Here is a 19,183-nt window from a genome sequence, read left to right on the forward strand (position 1 = left end):
TGAAGGCAGCTTGCCTCATTTACGCAGACCCAGTTTCACGTTACCCTCACTATCAAACCACAAGGCTTCACTGCGACGACGACCAATGAGGATTGGGCCGTCATCGTAAAACAAGAAGTTTTTCCAATACTTTTTGAACACCGACCATTTCGTTTCCACGACGTTGTATTTCTCGTAGCAAAAATAAACAGTGACGTCATCTTGCCAATCGATAAAGTCTACCACTGGCAGTGGCAGTGCCTGATCATCGGATTCCCAGGCCGCCATCCAATCAACGGTCTCTTTCCAGTTCGACTCTTTCATCGGCCAATCACTCGAACTCAATCTATCTGAGTCTGGGCTTTGTGCACTGATGTTTTCTTGCCACAACTGAGCCGAACGAGCTTGAGTCATCGGCTTAATCGCCTCAAGTTCGCCCTCAGGAACGGGCATTGATTGATGAGTAAAAATCCATTTTCTTTGGTATTGGTCCAAAGGTTGGTACGACATTCAGTTTCCTCTTAAAGCGTTATGCTTTTAGCCATCCGTTCTCGGTAGCTTGGTTAATTATCTGTAGTGCTTTTTGCCATAAGGCCTGCGAGCCCAGCTCAATCTTCGCATTCACGGTCAGTGCTTGCTCTCGGGTTACACCAAGTTCCTGCCAACTCTGTCCTTGGTTGTGGAAATTGAGCAGCATTGGGATGATTCGATCCAACGCTTTGGCAAACTTCGCATCCTGGCTGTGAGCATGTTCAAACTCCAGCCACAGTTCCAACAATTCGCTGCCTTGATCTTCGGGCAGCATGGCGAACAAACGCTCTGCGGCTAGACGCTCTTTTTGCTCCTGCTCAGCAGAAGCGGCAGCATCGTACACAAAGGTATCTCCTGCGTCGATTTCGACGATATCATGCACAAGTAACATTTTGACAACGCGCGTAATATTGACCGGTTGATTGGCGTGCTCTTCCAGCAACACGGCCATCAACGCCACGTGCCAACTGTGTTCGGCGCTATTTTCTAAACGCCCTTCTCCACTCTTCACTCGTGTTCGGCGCAATACCGCTTTGAGTTGATCAAGCTCGATAATCAGAGCGAGTTGTTTTTCTAGTCTGTCCACTCTTACCCCTTCTGCCAGTCGGGATTGACCAAGGAAGTCAAATTATGATCTTCCCATTGGTCATTAATTAATAAGTAGTCTTTAGCAAACCCTTCTTTTTTAAAGCCCAATCTTTGCAATACCGCCTCACTGCGTGAGTTCCGCGGCATATAGCTCGCCATAATACGGTGCATATTCTGCACACCAAACATATAGTCGATAGCAAGGCGCAGTGCCCGAGTCATCACGCCGCGTCCTTGGGCTTCTTTCGCTAACGAATAGCCCATGTTGCAGGCATGAAATGGGAAGCGCGACAGGTTGCTAAAAGAAATGGTTCCCAGCATTTGCGAAGTATGCTTATCGATAATCAAGAGGTAGTACCCCAAGCCCATTTTGTGTAGTTCATTGAGCTTGATCAGCCGTTGCGTCCAACCAGCAGCAGAATAAAATGCTTCTTCTCGCTTTGGCTCCCATGGCGTCAAGTGAGTTCGATTGGCGACAAAATAATTGGCGATTAACTCCCCATCCGTCGATTCCGCGGTACGAACAATAAGATCGTCGTCGACCTCAAACATTTGCATCGGCGTAGTTACACGTTCCATCAATTCTTCCGAATTCCGTACTCTCTGAGTTTGTTCGCCACTGACGTGTGAGAAACATTAAGTCGTTTCGCCAACTTACGGCTGGATGGGAAAGACTGATACAAACGCTCAAGCACTTGTGACTCGTACTCTTTCATGATCTCATCCAATGAACCGTCGAGGTTTAGCGTTGGCGCGTTGGCGTTGGTTGCCTCAAGCTGCGGCAAGTGGAATAGCTCTGCGGTCAGTTGATCAGACTCAAGTTCCGTCAATGCACGCAAGACCATATTCTCCAATTGACGCATATTTCCCGGCCACTGATAGCTGACCAATTGATCAATAAGTAGATCGTCAATGTTCGGTTTGGCGATGCCTAACTGCTTAACGTATTTAGCGACAAACAGGTCTAACAGGGGCGCGATATCGTTCGAACGATCTCTCAATGGTGGAATGTGTAGAGTCAACACATTAAGACGATAGAAAAGGTCTTCGCGGAAGGAACCCGACTCAGCCAGATCGGCAAGATGATGACGAGTAGAAGCAATCACTCGCACATCGACATGTATTTCGTCTTCTTCACCAACACGGCGGAAAGTACCATCTTGGAGCAAGCGCAGCAGTTTGATCTGCAGATGAGAGCTCATCTCGCCGATTTCATCCAGAAACACCGTCCCGCCGTTAGCCTGCTCGAAAATACCTTTGTGCCCTTGTTGATGGTTGAACGATCCTGGGGCATGCCCAAACAGTTCTGTCTCTGCCACATCGTCAGGCATAGACGCACAACTTAGCACTAAAAAGGGATGTGACGCACGATGAGAGCGGTTGTGGCAAGCGCGAGCCAGCATCTCTTTACCTGTACCCGTCTCCCCCTGTATCAACAAAGGCTGGTCGAGCATCGAGAGTTTTTTTGCTTGGCTCATCAACGCTTTATGTCTATTCGATACGCCAACAAAGTGCTCAAACCCTAGATTATTGTGCACTGGCAACGAGTCATCAAACAGGCCTTTCTCATTACGTGAACGGATAATCATCACGGTACTGGCGAGAACCGATTCATTGGTTTCATCACTAATGTAAACGGGCATGATTTCCATCATGTAATCGAGCCCGCCAATCACGATCTCTTCTCGTTGACGAGCTATTTTGCCTTCGACCCACTTGGTGAAGTTAAAGCTTGGCAGATGGGTGGTGATCTGGTGGCCAATAATGGCTTCTTCATCGCAGCCAAACAGGGTTAGTGCGGCGTGATTCGCCATATCGACGTGGCCTTTAAGGTCGATAGCCAACACTGGTTCAGGGAGGTTATTGAGCAGCGAAATCAGTTCGTTATTGTGTCGTTCAATGGGCATAAACTGAATCTTGCGCACATCTTTGACACCCGCAATGCGGCGAATCTCCGCCATAAGCTCACTAAAGGTATCGAATTCAATATCAGGGCAATTGAGATAGATAATACCGCTGACATCAATTTCGATACCGCGTAAATCTAAGTTTTTAGACGCAAGGATATCGAGTAATTCACGAGTCAGACCCAGTCTGTCTTCACAGGAAACTTCTAGACGCACGGATGAGTTCCTAACTAAGGTGTCACGAAAAGTTGACAGTAGTTTCCCTTAAGCCTAGATCCCCGTCAAGTAAACTGATAGCGCAGGAGTCACATTCGCGCTATTTGAGGCTAATAGCGGCGACTTTTTCGACAATTTGCTTGCGAATTGCCCCTAGCCTCACTCGTCGCTCCGGGTGCCATGGGGTCGGTCTTAGCAACGCCATCGCTTTTAAGCCTAAGCGAGCAGTCAGAATGCCCACCCCGAGCCCTTGTCCCGCTCGGGCCGATACCTTACCCGCTAAGTCCATCGACATCAGGTCCATACTTGCATCGATGGCCAATTCACTTGCACCCGCGGCGGCCATATTTATCAGCGTCGCTTTAAACAATTTAAGCCGCGACCAATACCCGAGTTCAACACCATAAATCTGTGCCAAGTTATCGATCATTTTGAAGTTGCGCCACGCGACCAGCAGCATATCCGCCACCGCCAGAGGGCTTATCGCCACCAATGCCGCAGACTCGGTCGCATGGGTCGACACCATTTTTGTTGCCCGTTTATCTTGCTCGGCCACTACCATGGCGTCATACATATCAAGAATTTCCGCATCAGAGTGCGAAGGATTGATACTATTTATCCAGCGGTCATAACTCGGGGATTCTGGCTGGATACCCGCTTGGCTTGCCAACAGCTGACAAAACTCACTCGCTTGTCCGACGCTTTGCTGTTTAATCATCGCCTCACTGCGCTCTTGCGAACTGAAATGGCGCTTAAGCTGACGTAGCTTAAAGAGTTCCTTGCCTATCGCGGTGATGCCTAACGTGGCGAGCAGCGAGATAAACCCAGCCCAGCCTAACGCCAGCCAATCCCCATTTTGCCACGAGACCATTACGCTATCGACCGCTTGCCAAGCGATTAAACCAGAGAAAGTGCCCAGCAGCCCAGTGGTTAGCCATGGGCGTCGCGTTTTTGGCCGTATCACTTGCTCAATCCCTTGCTCTATTTCGCTCGAAGTTTCGTTATCGACACTCACCGCGACGAACGTCTCGCTCTTGTTAAATGCGCGCTGCGCCGTTAAGTCTTGCTCTTTCGCGCTGGTGTGCAAGGGCTCCTCAAACACCTGCTTTGCTTTGAGCGATGTTTTGTCTGTAGAGGTCATTTCAACTTATCTCCAATTAGATATTCCAACGCTTTGTCGAGGCGAATATGGGCTAAGGGCTCATCGCTGCCACTTTGCGTGGGACGAAAACCGATAAACTCGAACCCCGCGTTGTTCCAATAGCTTGGTTGAGGCAACTTCTTGGGTACCTCGCCTGGAAACAGCGTCATCGGCTGTTCATCTAAGGTCACACCTTGCAAGGCTGGGTGCGATTTATCGCCATCGTTGATAAAACCCGCCTGTGTCGCTTGAATCGAAGCCAGTGTTATACACTGCATGTCAATATTTTCGTAGGCGGCAGTTTGCCACGCCGGATGGACCATTTGCTGCAGCAACGAGACCAGATTGGTGTGTTGCTCGGGGGTAACGTGATCCGCTTTAGTCGCGGCAAACAGAACTTTATCTATCCTTGGCGCAAACAAGCGTTTAACCAGATTGCTACGACCATAGCGAAAGCTGTGCATTATCTGTTCTAGGGCATGACGCATGTCACGGAACGACTCAAACCCCGCATTCAGGGGTTGTAGGCAATCAACCAAAACTATTTGGCGATCAAATGTGGCGAAGTGGTGTTTATAGAACGCTTTGACCACTTTCTGTTGATACTCGTGATAACGTGCCCTAAGCATCTCGAGGTTCGAGCCTTTGGGCACTTTTTTATCACCATCAAATTGACACGGAAAAAACTGGAGCACTGGCGCGCCTTGAAGCTCACCTGGCAGTACAAAGCGCCCTGGTTGAACCCAATGTAACCCCTTTTTCTTGCAGGCAAACAGAAATTCAGTGTAAAAACTCGATATCTCGGCAAGCCGCTTTTCGTCGAGCGGAGCACTGGGTTCGAACTGCTCCATCATCGACAGCCACTCTGTCGCAAGCTCGGCACGTACACCTTTTAACGCATCGAACTGCGCTTGCGTCCACTCGGCGAAGCTTAAGTTCAACAGTGGCAAGTCCAACAACCACTCGCCTGGATAGTCGATAATGTCGACATTAAGCGTTGCCGTACTGGCAAACAACTTTTTACTACGCTTTTTAGGGCGATACTTTATCGCCAAGCGAATTTCACTGACATCTCGTGTTGGCTCCGGCCACTGTGGTGGTGTCGCATAGACCTTGTCCATCGCCTCGTCATAAGCAAAGCGAGGCACCAGCATATTACTTTGGGGCACGCGTTTAGCCCCAATCACACGTTTATCACGGGCGGCAGAAAACAGGGGTAAGTTATCGTGAGTGGATGTATGAAGCAGTTGGTTGACCAACGAACTGATAAATGCGGTTTTTCCCGCTCGGGACAACCCCGTAACTGCGACCCGCACATGAGAGTCCATGGTTCTGCTGATTAGATCATTCATGTCTTGAGTGAGTTGCTTCATTCCTAATCTCTATTACTTCGATTCGCACTAGCTTATGGCGACTAACCTTAATCTTAGATGAACAAAAAAGCCCCTGACCGGATCAGAGGCTTTAGGGAACATGTTGCGTTCAGCATGATTTAATCGTCTTCAATCAACTTATAAATCACAAACAGCGCGATTTCTAACAATACGAACAGCGCACAAGTGATGGTCACATACTTTTCATCAAAAATGCTGATCCCGTGCAAGATGAGGTCATAGCCGACAAATACACCGACCACCACTGCGATGATAAGCTGCAAGATCTGAATGAAACGTGGCATGTTAGGTTAGCTCCTGACAGTTGTTTTTATTAGAGTATATAGACAAAAGGTGCCGCGTTGGCGCCACCTTTGTCAAATATTTGCTAATTAAATCAGTGATTTTCTCGTTAGTTAGTCACGTAACTAAGATTGAGACTCCATCTCCTGGATTTTTACTTTCCATGTATCAGGGCCGATTTGGTGGGCGTTGGCTCCATTGGAGTCAACCGCGACAGTGACTGGCATATCTTCCACTTCGAACTCGTAGATGGCTTCCATGCCTAAGTCTTCAAACGCTACCACACGCGCCTTCTTAATGGCTTTAGCAACTAGGTAAGCCGCACCACCGACCGCCATCAAATAAACCGCTTTGTGCTTTTTAATCGACTCGACCGTCGCAGGACCGCGCTCTGCTTTACCTATCATGCCCATAATGCCTGTCTCTTCCAGCATCATGTCGGTGAACTTATCCATACGTGTAGATGTTGTTGGGCCAGCCGGACCTACGGCTTCATCGCCAACTGCATCAACTGGGCCAACGTAGTAGATAAACTTACCTTTGAAATCGACACCTTCAGGCAGGCCTTCGCCATTAGCCAGCATGGTCTGAATACGTTTATGCGCCGCATCACGGCCGGTTAGGATCTTGCCGGAAAGGAGTACGGTTTCACCGGTTTTCCATTGCTCGACGTCAGCTTGAGTGACTTCATCGAGGTTAACTCGACGCGTATTGGCTCCCGCTTCCCACGTGATATCTGGCCACTCTTCCAGTTTTGGTGGCGTGAGATCGGCAGGTCCAGTTCCGTCTAGAGTAAAGTGTACGTGACGAGTCGCCGCACAGTTAGGGATCAAACAAACGGGTTTAGACGCCGCGTGCGTTGGCGCGGTTTTTATTTTAACGTCTACGACTGTAGTTAGGCCACCAAGTCCCTGCGCACCAATGCCGAGCTTGTTAACGCGATTAAAGATATCGAGACGCAGTTCTTCTTCAGCATTTTGCGGGCCACGCTCGATAAGCTCTTGGATATCGATGTGCTCCATCAATGACTCTTTCGCCAATACCGCGGCTTTCTCCGCCGTACCACCGATACCGATACCGAGCATTCCCGGTGGACACCAGCCCGCCCCCATTGTTGGCAAGGTTTTTTCCACCCATTCCGCGATATCATCGGATGGGTTGAGCATCACCATCTTAGTTTTGTTCTCGCTACCGCCGCCTTTGGCCGCGATTTGAATTTCAACTTTGTCGCCTGGCACCATATTAATATGTACAACCGCTGGTGTGTTGTCTTTGGTGTTAATACGCTTGCCCGCCGGGTCCATCAAAACCGATGCACGCAGTGGGTTGTCTGGATTGGTGTAAGCTTGACGAACACCTTCATCCACCATCTGCTGAACCGTCAGGTCTGTTGAGTCCCACTGAACGGCCATCCCAACGTTAACGAAACACGTCACGATACCAGTATCTTGACAGATTGGACGATGACCTTCTGCGGACATTCGAGAGTTGATCAGTATTTGAGCAATCGCGTCTTTTGCGGCTTGGCTTTCTTCACGTTGGTAGGCTTTTTCTAGGGCTTGGACAAAGTCTAATGGATGGTAATAAGAGATGTACTGAAGTGCATCAGCGACACTGCTGATCACGTCCTGTTGGCGAATTACGGTCATTGCATGCCTCGTTATATTTTTTTGCTTCCTTTTGCCATCGCTCACAAACGTTTGCTGATTGGCTTTATAATAGCAAAACACTGGTGTAGCGACCTTTGTGGTCAATATGATACTCTTGCTTTCCCCAACACGCCACGGTAGCAACGATCTCTTTGTCACAAATTAAACAAATGAACAACAACAATTCAAATCGCTTAGAAATCAAGCTGATCCCTTACCATGAACGCCTTGCAATTGAGCTTTTCAGCGCGATTGAATCCCAACCTTGGGCCATGCTGTTGCGATCACCGTCCCGCTCGCATATTGATAGCCGCTTCGATATTTTGGTCGCGCGCCCGATTGCCACTATCACCACTTGCGGCCAGCAAAGTCGCATCGTTGAAAATGGCCACACCACACTCTCACAGCAAGACCCATTTGAGTTACTTAACCTCTGGCAACAATCCTTGTTGAGTGGTATCGATTATCAGGGAGAATTGCCTTTTGTTGGCGGGGCATTAGGCTACTTTGCTTACGACTTGGGCAGGCGAGTCGAAAAGCTACCCACGTTGGCCGAGCAGGATCTAACGACGCCCGATATGGCTGTTGGGCTGTATGATTGGGCGATTGTGGTAGACCACCAAACTCAGCAAGCACAAGTTGTCGGCGTCAACACAGAACAACGTTGGCAATGGCTTCAGAGCCAAAGCGCCGCGGCTAGCGAGCATTTTTCGCTGACCAGTGACTGGCAATCCAACATGACTCACAGCAGCTATAGCCATAAGTTTGCTCAAGTCCAAGAGTACTTGCGTTCTGGGGATTGTTATCAGATCAACCTAGCGCAGCGTTTTCAAGCGACTTATATCGGCAGTGAGTGGCAAGCTTATCTCGAGCTTGAAAAGGTCAATCAAGGTCCTTTCTCCGCTTTCATACGCACAGAACAAGGCGCGATTATCAGCGTCTCTCCTGAACGTTTTTTGCAGTTAAAACAGGGCATAATTGAGACTAAGCCGATCAAAGGCACCCGACCTCGCCATAGCGATCCTCAGCGCGACCAGAGTGCAGCCAATGAGCTGGCCGCCGCCGAAAAAGACCAAGCAGAAAACCTAATGATTGTTGACTTACTGCGCAACGATGTAGGTCGAGTCGCTAAGCCCGGTACGGTTCATGTACCAAAACTGTTCGACATCGAAAGCTTCCCTGCGGTGCACCATCTCGTCAGTACCATTCGCGCTCAACTGGACCATAACTACACCCCCGCCGACCTACTTCGCGCGTCATTCCCGGGTGGTTCAATTACTGGCGCACCCAAAATACGCGCAATGGAAATCATCGAAGAACTCGAACCCCACCGACGTAGCGCTTATTGCGGCAGCATCGGTTACATTAGTCGACACGGTGCGATGGACACCAGCATCACCATTCGCACATTGGTGGCAGAAAACCAACGTCTGTATGTGTGGGCAGGTGGCGGACTGGTCGCCGATAGTCAATGCGAAAGTGAGTATCAAGAAACTTTGGATAAGCTGAGTCGTATTCTTCCCGTACTACAAGACTTTGAGCACTAATGAATTGCAAGCGTTAGTGCGTCCACTTTTCCAAAATCAAAGTTAAGTCTTTCGCGGTGTAAGGCTTGGTCAGAATATCGTCCATTCCCGACTGAATGCACCGCTCGCGCTCACTCAAGGTAGTGCTGGCGGTAAGCGCAATAATGGGTAGCTGGCACCCTTGTTCACGAAGAAGCTGAGTTGCTTCAAACCCATCCATTTCAGGCATGCGGCAATCCATGAAAATTAAGTCATAATGCCCATGTTGCACCGCTTGGATCGCCTCGACACCGTTGTTGGCTATATCTGGGTTGATCGTGAGTTTTTTGAGCATCTGATTGATAATTAATTGATTCATACGAATATCATCGACTACCAACACTGCCAACTGGTCAAACGGTGTTCCACGCTCATTGGCCGTATCTGTGGCTTGATTCATCGATTCCACCGCTGAGATTTCAAGAGGAAGCTCAACTTCAAAGCAGCTTCCCTCACCGAGTACACTGCTAAACGTCATCGTTCCCGACATCAGTTCAACCAAATTCTTGCAGATGGCTAGGCCTAATCCCGTACCTTCAAAGTTGCGTTTGGCCGTTCGGTCAGCTTGGACAAAAGGGTTAAATAAATCATGCTGCGCTTGTTCACTGATGCCCACGCCGGTGTCAGTGATCATCAAATGCAGTGCGTTGTTTTTCCAGCCAACCGTTAAACTCACTGTACCTTGTAGGGTAAATTTAACTGCATTACCCACAAGGTTAACTAAGATTTGTCCTATCCGCTCAAAGTCGCCAATCATTGCTGACGGGATGCCATCCTGCTCAATGATGTCGAAAACAATTCCTTTTTCACGCGCTCTACTATCAAAAATGCCTAGTAACATGTCACGTAAATCTGACCACTGAAATTGAGCCGGAATGAGCTCCATCATACCAGCATTCATTTTGCTAAAATCCAGCAAGTCATTGATTATGTGGCGCAATAAGTCACCTGAATGGGTCAGATTAGACAGCAGCGCCTGTTGTTCGTCATCCAGCTGACTGTCAGCAAGCAGTTCAGCACTCCCAAGCAAGCCATTTAATGGTGTGCGTAACTCATGGTTAATCATCGCAACAAATTCTTGAGTTGCTCGTTCAGACTCTTCAGCTCTATCACGCGCTTGTTGGTTGCTGATCAAGATTAATTGGCGACTTATCGCACTGCACATTAACTCGGCGACCAACAGCATTTGATTGACCACAAAATCCCTTTCAATGTCGTCGTCTTCTATCCTCACCACCAATTGACCAACGACACGGCGTTCCACTTCAAGGGGCAGAATTAACTGACAATCCTGCCAAACAGGATAGGCTTTCACTGATGTCAGATCGCGTTGCACACATTGACCAAATTGATGAGCGTTGACTGTAGCAATAAGCCCCGGTTCAAGTGTCAAGCTTGCGGCACTGATCGCAGCCATCGCTTCTAAGCGTTCCAATAAGCTCGCGATCATACCGTCGTCGAAGCTTCTTCTTAAAAAAGCACGTCCAAAGTGAATCAAGGCCTCATTAAGGTGCTGTTCAAACTCAATTTTGTGCAAGTCATTACGGGTTTGTAATTTCAGCTGGTTGAGGACCAACTCAAGCTGCTGGTTGGCTTGATACAGTTCGAGACTTTTGCTTTCAAGCAATTGCTCAGCTTGTAGGCGCGCCGCTTTCTCCCGAGCCAGTTTTCTCTCTAACGCAGAAGAGGGGTCCATGGGTTTACTCCACTAAACGTACTGTAAAACGGACTTGGCTGCCATCGTCGACGCAGCTCTGCATGTCAACCGTCACTTTCTGTTGATAGTGCTCTGCACAGCCTTGGATAAGCCCTAGACAAACGTGTGACATACACCGTGCACTGAGGTAATCAAACACCAGCTCCGTCTCCGATTCAGAAACAAAGTTAAACTTAGGCGGGTTCGCATCGGGGTAGAGCTTTTTTACTTCGAGATGGATGTAATCTTCAACCAACTTAATGAAATGAAAGGTAGAATGACAGGTTTGTAGACTACTATTACTAGGTAAGGAACGATAAAGGTTGTGAAATACAGATTGACCGAAAATGCATTGTAAATCTTGAGCAGAAATCCCGGTTCTCTGACTGAGCTGAACGATGAGTTTGACCAAGTTTCGATGGTCGTAGCTTCCTACGGCGGTGTAAACCCCGTCATCTCCCGCCAGGGATAGAACGGTATCTAACTCTTCGAGACCGAACTTTTGTTCGACTAAGTCCATAAATTCGGTAAAGATAATCCCTTTCATTATTGTGCGATCCTTGCCTGACTTATTGCTTTTAAAAGCATGAGTCACATTATGAATATTTTCAAATGAGTACGGAGCTAACATCTTGTTGGAACTGAATAAAAGTGATCTGATACAGCGTTTTCAGCTACACCAAACTGTTGACTATCATCAAGAGGCATTAAGACGTGTTGCTCACCTTGAACACACTTCGCTACGCAAAGCTTCAGTCCTGATTGGATTCGTAGAACGAGACAGTGGGCTCAACGTATTGTTCACTCGCCGAGCTCGTCACTTGAAACACCATCCGGGTCAAGTCAGTTTTCCTGGCGGAAAATATGAGCGCAGTGATGGCGACTTAGCGACTACCGCGCTGCGTGAAACCTTTGAGGAAGTCGGGATCGCTCACAGTAAGATTTCCATTTTTGGCCAGCTACCAGAGCTTGTGACCGTGAGCCGCTTCACCGTTACTCCGTTTATGGCATTTATTGATGCAGATTATCGCCCAGCAATTGACCGTAACGAAGTCGACGAGGTGTTTGAGGTTCCTGCTAGGATCGTTCTCAACCCTGGTGAGTTGCACAGCGAACGCTTCTACATTAACAATCACTCTCACCGCGTTTTTGGTCTCTCCTACCAAAACCACTTCATTTGGGGCATGACAGCACAAATTATCGACGCAATGCAAAAGCAAATCATGCAGTAATGAAACGTAAACGTAGGAATCTGTTGATAAGTTGTCACATTAGTAAAAATATTCAGTAATAAAGCAAACGGTTTCCTACAGCATTGATAAAACAAACTCATAACAAGATTAGTTTTTCTAATGTCACGAATTAGCATAAATCACTAGTAGCACATCATTTTCGTGAGCAAAAACCTATTTTTGACATATCCTATTATAACTCTTATCAATTCATGATTTAGATCTACTTTTCATGAAAGAAATTTCTGCAAAATTGCACCCGACTTATTTCCTGTTCCCAAAAATGAGTATCACAACATGAATACAACTACATCTGCGGTTTCTTCCGCACAATCGTCTAGTAAGTTTACTTACAAAGACTTCACTTGGTGTCTGTCGCTTTTTGGTACTGCGGTAGGTGCTGGCGTACTTTTCCTTCCAATTAAAGCGGGTGCTGGCGGTTTTTGGCCATTAGTTATCCTTGCTCTAATCGCGGCACCAATGACTTGGTTCGCACACAAATCTCTCGCTCGTTTCGTACTTTCTGCAAAAAATCCTGAAGCTGATATCACTGATACTGTTGAAGAACACTTTGGTAAGACTGGCGCAAACCTTATTACTTTTGCTTACTTTTTCGCTATCTACCCAATCGTTCTTATCTACGGTGTTGGTATCACAAACACGGTTGACTCGTTCCTAGTAAACCAAATGGGCATGGAATCCATCCCTCGCTGGCTACTGTCTGGTGCGCTGATCGCTGCGATGACTGCGGGCGTGGTGTTTGGTAAAGAGCTAATGCTAAAAGCAACGTCTGCACTGGTTTACCCACTCGTTGCAATCCTGCTAGCACTTTCTTTTTACCTAATCCCTGACTGGAACAGCTCAATGATGTCTGTTGCACCAGACTGGTCTTCTATGCCATCTGTTGTTTGGCTAGCCATTCCAATCATTGTGTTCTCTTTCAACCACAGCCCAGTCATCTCTCAGTTCTCTAAAGAGCAACGTCGTGTACACGGTGATGACGCAGTTAAGAAAACTGATGCGATCACGGGTGGTGCAGCGATGATGCTAATGGGCTTCGTAATGTTCTTCGTATTCTCTGTAGTACTTTCTCTATCTCCAGAGCAGCTAGCAATGGCTAAAGAACAAAACATCTCTGTTCTTTCTTACCTAGCGAACGTTCACGAATCTCCACTAATCTCTTACATGGGTCCACTGGTTGCATTCGCTGCGATTACTTCAAGCTACTTTGGTCACTTCCTAGGTGCGCATGAAGGTCTAGTTGGTCTAATCAAGTCTCGCTCTGAAACGCCAGTAAGCAAGATTGAAAAAACATCGCTAATCTTCATCGTTGTTACCACTTGGATCGTCGCTATCGTTAACCCAAGCATCCTTGGCATGATTGAAACTATGGGCGCGCCAATGATTGCCGCTATCTTGTTCCTAATGCCTGTATTTGCGATGCAGAAAGTACCAGCAATGGCGAAGTACAAAACTTCTGCGCCTGTGCAGATTTTCACAACTATCTGTGGTCTTGCGGCAATTACTTCTGTAATCTACGGCGCTCTTTAATCTTTAGACTGATTTAAGTCTGATTAAACCAAGAATATAACGATAATAAAAAGCCTCCCTCTCCCCTTGGGAGGCTTACTTTTGAGGTAATCGATATGATTAGTGTTTTTGACATCTATAAGATCGGTGTTGGTCCTTCAAGTTCACATACTGTTGGACCAATGAAAGCGGGTAAAGAGTTTATTGATGACTTACGCTCAATGGGAAAATTGCGCGACATCACCAAAATTACCGTGGACGTTTATGGATCACTATCACTGACAGGGAAAGGTCACCACACAGATATCGCAATCATCATGGGTCTTGCTGGCAATACTCCTGAAAAAGTGGATATCGACTCGATTCCGGGCTTTATTGCTCGTGTTGAGGAAACTGAGCGCCTTCCTGTTGGCATGCACTGTCATACAGTATCGTTCCCGAAAGAAGGCGGTATGAACTTCCATACCACCAACCTTGAACTTCACGAAAACGGCATGCAAATTCATGCTTGGATTGGTGAAGAGAAAGCATACTCGAAAACTTACTACTCTATCGGCGGTGGCTTTATCGTCGATGAAGAAAACTTTGGCAAAGAAGAACAGAACCCAGTCAAAGCGCCTTACGAGTTTACGACGGCCGAAGAGCTCGTGAACCAATGTAAGGAAAGTGGCCTTTCTATCAGCACGCTAGTGATAAAAAACCAAGCGGCGCTGCACTCGGACGAAGAGTCTCGCACTTACTTTGCTAACATCTGGAAAACCATGCGTGAGTGTATGGAACGTGGCATGAATACCGAAGGTATTCTTCCGGGGCCACTGCGTGTGCCTCGTCGTGCTTCTGCACTTCGTCAGCAGCTGTTAACGTCAGAGAAAACCACCAACGATCCTATGTCTGTGGTTGACTGGGTCAACATGTTTGCTTTTGCTGTAAACGAAGAAAATGCTGCAGGTGGCCGCGTGGTTACCGCGCCAACCAACGGTGCATGCGGCATCATCCCTGCGGTACTGGCTTACTATGATAAGTTTATCCAAACAGTGACTGAGAAAGACTACATCCGTTACTTCGCCGCTTCTGGCGCAATCGGTGGTCTGTACAAGCGAAACGCGTCTATCTCTGGTGCTGAAGTCGGTTGTCAGGGTGAAGTGGGCGTCGCATGTTCAATGGCGGCAGCGGGCCTTGCTGAACTCATGGGCGGTAGCCCTGAACAAGTGTGTATGGCGGCAGAAATCGCCATGGAGCATAACTTAGGTCTCACGTGTGACCCAGTAGCAGGTCAGGTTCAGGTTCCTTGTATTGAGCGTAACGGTATCGCGGCAGTAAAAGCGATCAACTCGACTCGTATGGCGCTACGCCGTTCTTCTGCTCCGACGGTGTCTCTGGATAAGGTTATCGAAACCATGTTAGAGACCGGCAAAGACATGAACGCAAAATATCGCGAAACGTCACAAGGCGGCTTGGCCGTGAAAGTTATCTGCTAAACGACTGTTTTGACAATACTAAGCCCAAGCTTTTGTTTGGGCTTTTTTGTGTCCAGTTACCGCACAATAAACGTGAGATCCTCTGCATAAAATTGTACTAAATGTTCTTTCATTCATATTAAAGTGGGATCTATGGTAGATTTATTGAGCAGATTTATCATTATCTTATTGGTGATTTTTCACCCAATGAGAAACAGTATGATAAATAAAACATTTTCCCTACCCTTACTCGCTTTGATCTGCTCTCCCACCATTCATGCCTCTGTTTTAAATGGCGACTTTGAGCAATGGAGCGGTAACACGCCGAGCCAATGGACGGTGATTGACTCAGGCATTACCACGGCTCCATCGTCCACACAGCTTTACTCTGGTGGTATCGCAGCTCAAGTTTCGGTTAATACCACCACTCAAGGTAATACTGACCTGCTACAGACGGTCAAAGTTGAACAAGGTAAAACTTATCCTTTTTCAGTCGCGGTGTATCACACTGAAGGTGGCGTAAAAGCTCGCCTCATCGTTGATGGCTACCAAGGTTACTCAAATGAAAACAAAACGGATCAGTGGCAAACCATTAACCATCAATACGTCGCGAGTGTCGATAAAGAGATTCAAGTCGGGCTACGATTTTACGATGTGAACGGTTTTGATGGTTCTGAGCTCGTGTATGTCGACGCGTTTCAACCGAATACTTCTGCAACCACGCCTCCAACGTCCAGTTGCCAAAGCCACTCTGTCACCTTGTCGCTGACAACAGACCAATACGCGGCGGAGACGCGTTGGCAACTACTCAATAGTGAGTCTCAAAGCATCGCGACAGGAGATAGCTATCAAAATACCACCCGCTATACTGAATCCTTTTGCCTGCCTGATGGTGAGTACACCTTCACCATCTTTGACAGCTATGGCGACGGCATTTGCTGTGGCTCTGGTGACGGTAGTTATCAACTGAGCACCCCACAACAGCTTCTCGCGAGTGGTGGTGAATTTCAATCAAGCCAATCAACGACGTTCAAACTCGGACAAACAGTTCCTGACGAAACAGACAACTACTACGATTCAGCGCAAAACAAGACAGGTTATGAACTCAAAACCGCATTGCACGAAATTATAAAAGACCACAATAGCCGTGGTTACTCAGCAATATGGCAATTAGTGAAACAAGCCGATATCGATAAGTATTACGAACAAGACGGGTCAATCTTAGACGTCTATTCAGAGAAACCAGAAACACAAGACAGTGTCAATTTTGCCGCCGTCACCAATCAATGTGGTCAGTACCGCAATGAAGGCGATTGCTATAACCGCGAGCACTCATTCCCTAAGAGTTGGTTTGGAGGCAAAGTCGAACCTATGAATTCCGATGGTCACCATTTGTATGCAACCGACGGCTTTGTAAATTCAAAACGCAGTAACTGGCCATTTGGTGAAGTAGGCAGTGCCAGCTACATATCGAGCAACGGCTCAAAGCTTGGTAGTGCAGCAAGCACACTCGGCTACCAGGGGACTGTCTTCGAGCCAATCGATGAGTTCAAAGGTGACTTTGCCCGCGCTTACTTCTACATGGCCACACGCTATGAGGATGTGATCGCAGGATGGGAAGGAAATAGTGCCAATTCAGATGCCGTTTTAGATGGAACTAAGACTCGTGTATTTGAACCCTGGTTACTGACTATGCTGAAACGCTGGCACCACGCCGATCCGGTCAGTCAAAAAGAGCGCGACCGCAATCAGGCTGTGTTTGACTTTCAAGGCAATCGCAACCCTTTTATAGACCACCCAGAGTACGTAACTCAAATTTGGGGAGAGTAGAGAATAGGCGCTTCGGCGCCTATTTTTTAATCTATAGCCATTGCGATAACAGCAAGAATAGCCCAAACCCAAGGGTGAATAGTAGCATTACACGCCCTCCCTCCGCTTGATAAGCATGCGTCCCCTCCCCTCCACGACGTAAGCGCATCACCATGGCTAACGGCACAAATACGGCAAGGAAAACCAGAATGACACCTGCGTACGCCAATACCGACAGAAACTGCTCTGCCGCGCAAATCGCGCCTACAAGTGGCAAGACAAAGGTCACCAAATAGATCACCACCTTATTTTGATTGAGCGCGTCGCTGTTTTGATGGAACAGAGACAAAGCAACACCAAAAAAGGAGGTCAACAATGCTAATCCAGTAAACAGCGACAACACACCACCAATCCAAGGTGACTGCTGCTGAAATACCGTCATCAGCTGCGACACATTGGCAAATTGCTTCAGTTGATCGCTTGGTAAGTTCCCCACCACTGCAAACAACCAGCACAAATAACATATGAGAGGAATCGACGACCCAATCACCACCATATTACGCAACTGTGTGTCACTCGCTTCACTGTTGTAGCTGACTAAACTTGGGATCACCACCATGAAGCCAAAACTTGTAAACAGTACTGAGCTTGTTTGAATAAGGTTAACGGGGTCGTGATTGCTAACACTACTCAAATGCGTCAGCGAGAACTGAGGTAAAAGCGCACTCAAGGCCACAACTAGACACGCGATCATCACAAAGAATAGTAGCCGATTGAGCTTATCAATCGTGCTCGTACCACAAGCAACAACGAGCCCTGCCATCAAGGTAAACAGCACTTGACTGGTAGTGGGACTCAATTGAATCCCTACACTTGCGACCAATTGCGCTAGCAGGTCACCCGCACCAAGTATGTAGGCCATCAGCAGACAAATCAGAAGCGCATAAAGCAGAGCGTTGGTCACCAACTGACCACGTCGACCCAGGATTTTTCTTGCGATTGAGTTTAACCCTAACCCACCGCCTGCTTTTACCGTCGCTTCAAGCAACAACAACGCTGCGTAAGTGGTACCAAACCAGATAAAGGCCATCAACAACGTGCCATACGCAAGGCCAAACTGCGCCAACACCATTGGAATAGCGAGCATACCTGCACCAAGAGCGGTGCCCGAAATAATGAGCGCACTGCCCAAAAGTTTTGTGTTCATTTTCTATAAAACCGTCGATTGAGAAATTGCAAAAAGTAGAAAGCGTCTGAAGCGCAAGTATTGAATGTCACATTCAATACGAGGGACTAAATCGAGAAAATGAATAAAAAGGCAAATTGGCGTTGAAAACGCAGAGGGAGAAAGCGGTAGATTGATCGAGAGATTGCATGGCACCGAGATGATGAGGTGAACCTTCAGTTGGCTCTAATATTGGTGTCGTTATTTTGAAAATCACGGGGAGATCCTGATAAATAACCGTCCATTGGCAACAAGCATAGAACGTCCTGAACTACGTCGGCTCACTATGAGCGTTTTCATCTTATCGCGAAGCAGAACGAATGCAACAGCAAATTAAACGCTTGTTCAAAACGCAAACATGGCTGTCACCAAAACAAAAAAAGCGAAGCTAACGCTTCGCTTTTACCCTGTTCTTGGCTTTAACCTTTGTATATACAGCCCGCGGTACAAGTCTCTTTGATTTCAACTTTACTGAGTAGTGGCAACGCCGGCTTAAGCTCGTTCCATATCCACTTCGCGAGGACTTCACTGGTTGGGTTCTCCAGCCCTTCTATATCATTGAGATAATAGTGATCGAGCCTGTCGTAAATGGGCTTAAATGCCGCTTTGATCTCAGCAAAGTCAACCACCCAGCCTGTATGTGGGTCAACCTCACCTTCTACATACAGGCGAACTAAAAAAGAGTGACCGTGGAGACGACCACATTTGTGTCCTTCAGGTACATGCGGAAGGTGATGGGCGGCTTCAAACATAAACTCTTTGTATAATTCTGTTCTCATTTTAAGTCTCAGGCTTGTCAAATCAGACGCAATACTAAGGAATAACCATTATTGAGACAAGCATTGACCTATATATAGGCCCATTTCGCTTCTAAGAAAACGTTCCCTCTTTCCTAGCACGTCAAATTTACGTTACTGCGTCAAACTTTTGATTACACGAAGCTTACATCACATTTACAATGCCCTTACAGCGAGTGAGGTCA

The 19,183-nt window shown here is 47.4% G+C and carries 17 protein-coding genes; 5 read left to right on the top strand and 12 right to left on the bottom strand.

What is annotated here, in order from left to right; all coding sequences use genetic code 11:
* Positions 1-15 precede the first annotated feature (15 nt).
* From FCU94_RS07865 to FCU94_RS07900, 8 genes are all read right to left on the bottom strand, one after another.
* A complete protein-coding gene (locus FCU94_RS07865; RefSeq protein WP_176287984.1) occupies positions 16-489 on the bottom strand; it encodes a DUF2947 domain-containing protein in 474 nt (157 codons plus the stop codon).
* 19 nt (positions 490-508) lie between these two features.
* Positions 509-1,096, bottom strand: a complete 588-nt coding sequence (locus tag FCU94_RS07870; protein ID WP_176287985.1) for an HD domain-containing protein — start codon at positions 1,094-1,096, stop codon at positions 509-511.
* A gap of 2 nt (positions 1,097-1,098) precedes the next feature.
* Positions 1,099-1,677, bottom strand: coding sequence for a ribosomal protein S5-alanine N-acetyltransferase (gene rimJ, locus FCU94_RS07875; RefSeq protein ID WP_176287986.1), 579 nt, complete (start codon positions 1,675-1,677; stop codon positions 1,099-1,101).
* Positions 1,677-3,221 carry a transcriptional regulator TyrR gene (gene tyrR, locus FCU94_RS07880; RefSeq protein ID WP_176287987.1) on the bottom strand — a complete coding sequence of 515 codons (1,545 nt, stop codon included), beginning with the start codon at positions 3,219-3,221 and terminating at the stop codon, positions 1,677-1,679. Before tyrR ends, rimJ begins: the two co-directional genes overlap by 1 nt.
* 100 nt (positions 3,222-3,321) lie before the next feature.
* Entirely contained in the window at positions 3,322-4,362 is a 1,041-nt protein-coding gene (locus FCU94_RS07885) for a YcjF family protein (protein WP_176287988.1), read from the bottom strand.
* Entirely contained in the window at positions 4,359-5,735 is a 1,377-nt protein-coding gene (locus FCU94_RS07890) for a YcjX family protein (protein WP_176287989.1), read from the bottom strand. Before FCU94_RS07890 ends, FCU94_RS07885 begins: the two co-directional genes overlap by 4 nt.
* Positions 5,736-5,854: 119 nt before the next feature.
* Complete coding sequence (locus tag FCU94_RS07895; RefSeq protein ID WP_176287990.1) at positions 5,855-6,040, bottom strand: hypothetical protein; 186 nt, start codon at positions 6,038-6,040, stop codon at positions 5,855-5,857.
* A gap of 123 nt (positions 6,041-6,163) precedes the next feature.
* Entirely contained in the window at positions 6,164-7,687 is a 1,524-nt protein-coding gene (locus FCU94_RS07900) for a fumarate hydratase (protein WP_176287991.1), read from the bottom strand.
* 170 nt (positions 7,688-7,857) lie between these two features.
* On the opposite strand from FCU94_RS07900, the gene pabB reads away from it, so the two are divergent.
* The gene (pabB, locus tag FCU94_RS07905; RefSeq protein ID WP_176287992.1) at positions 7,858-9,234 is read left to right on the top strand and encodes an aminodeoxychorismate synthase component 1; all 1,377 of its coding nucleotides are present in this window, start codon (positions 7,858-7,860) and stop codon (positions 9,232-9,234) included.
* A 13-nt stretch (positions 9,235-9,247) separates the two neighbouring features.
* On the opposite strand, the gene FCU94_RS07910 is transcribed toward pabB, so the two are convergent.
* Both FCU94_RS07910 and FCU94_RS07915 read right to left on the bottom strand, forming a co-directional pair.
* A complete protein-coding gene (locus FCU94_RS07910) occupies positions 9,248-10,948 on the bottom strand; it encodes a response regulator (protein ID WP_176287993.1) in 1,701 nt (566 codons plus the stop codon).
* A gap of 4 nt (positions 10,949-10,952) precedes the next feature.
* The gene (locus FCU94_RS07915) at positions 10,953-11,495 is read right to left on the bottom strand and encodes a heme NO-binding domain-containing protein (protein WP_176287994.1); all 543 of its coding nucleotides are present in this window, start codon (positions 11,493-11,495) and stop codon (positions 10,953-10,955) included.
* Between the two features lie 82 nt (positions 11,496-11,577).
* Here FCU94_RS07915 and FCU94_RS07920 point away from each other — a divergent pair, with 82 nt between their 5' ends.
* The 4 genes from FCU94_RS07920 to FCU94_RS07935 all read left to right on the top strand — a co-directional run bounded on the left by FCU94_RS07920 (position 11,578) and on the right by FCU94_RS07935 (position 16,997).
* Positions 11,578-12,180 (top strand): CoA pyrophosphatase, encoded by a 603-nt coding sequence (locus FCU94_RS07920; RefSeq protein ID WP_176288358.1) that lies wholly within the window; start codon positions 11,578-11,580, stop codon positions 12,178-12,180.
* 297 nt (positions 12,181-12,477) lie between these two features.
* A complete protein-coding gene (locus tag FCU94_RS07925; protein ID WP_176287995.1) occupies positions 12,478-13,731 on the top strand; it encodes an aromatic amino acid transport family protein in 1,254 nt (417 codons plus the stop codon).
* A 95-nt stretch (positions 13,732-13,826) separates the two neighbouring features.
* The gene (locus tag FCU94_RS07930) at positions 13,827-15,188 is read left to right on the top strand and encodes an L-serine ammonia-lyase (protein ID WP_176287996.1); all 1,362 of its coding nucleotides are present in this window, start codon (positions 13,827-13,829) and stop codon (positions 15,186-15,188) included.
* A 198-nt stretch (positions 15,189-15,386) separates the two neighbouring features.
* Positions 15,387-16,997, top strand: coding sequence for an endonuclease (locus tag FCU94_RS07935; protein ID WP_176287997.1), 1,611 nt, complete (start codon positions 15,387-15,389; stop codon positions 16,995-16,997).
* Between the two features lie 31 nt (positions 16,998-17,028).
* On the opposite strand, the gene FCU94_RS07940 is transcribed toward FCU94_RS07935, so the two are convergent.
* Together FCU94_RS07940 and queD are read right to left on the bottom strand one after the other, a co-directional pair.
* Positions 17,029-18,183 carry an amino acid permease gene (locus tag FCU94_RS07940; protein ID WP_176287998.1) on the bottom strand — a complete coding sequence of 385 codons (1,155 nt, stop codon included), beginning with the start codon at positions 18,181-18,183 and terminating at the stop codon, positions 17,029-17,031.
* 437 nt (positions 18,184-18,620) lie between these two features.
* Entirely contained in the window at positions 18,621-18,980 is a 360-nt protein-coding gene (gene queD, locus FCU94_RS07945) for a 6-carboxytetrahydropterin synthase QueD (RefSeq protein WP_176287999.1), read from the bottom strand.
* Positions 18,981-19,183 lie beyond the last annotated feature (203 nt).

This window comes from Vibrio sp. JPW-9-11-11 (assembly GCF_013369335.1).
Lineage (GTDB): Bacteria > Pseudomonadota > Gammaproteobacteria > Enterobacterales > Vibrionaceae > Vibrio.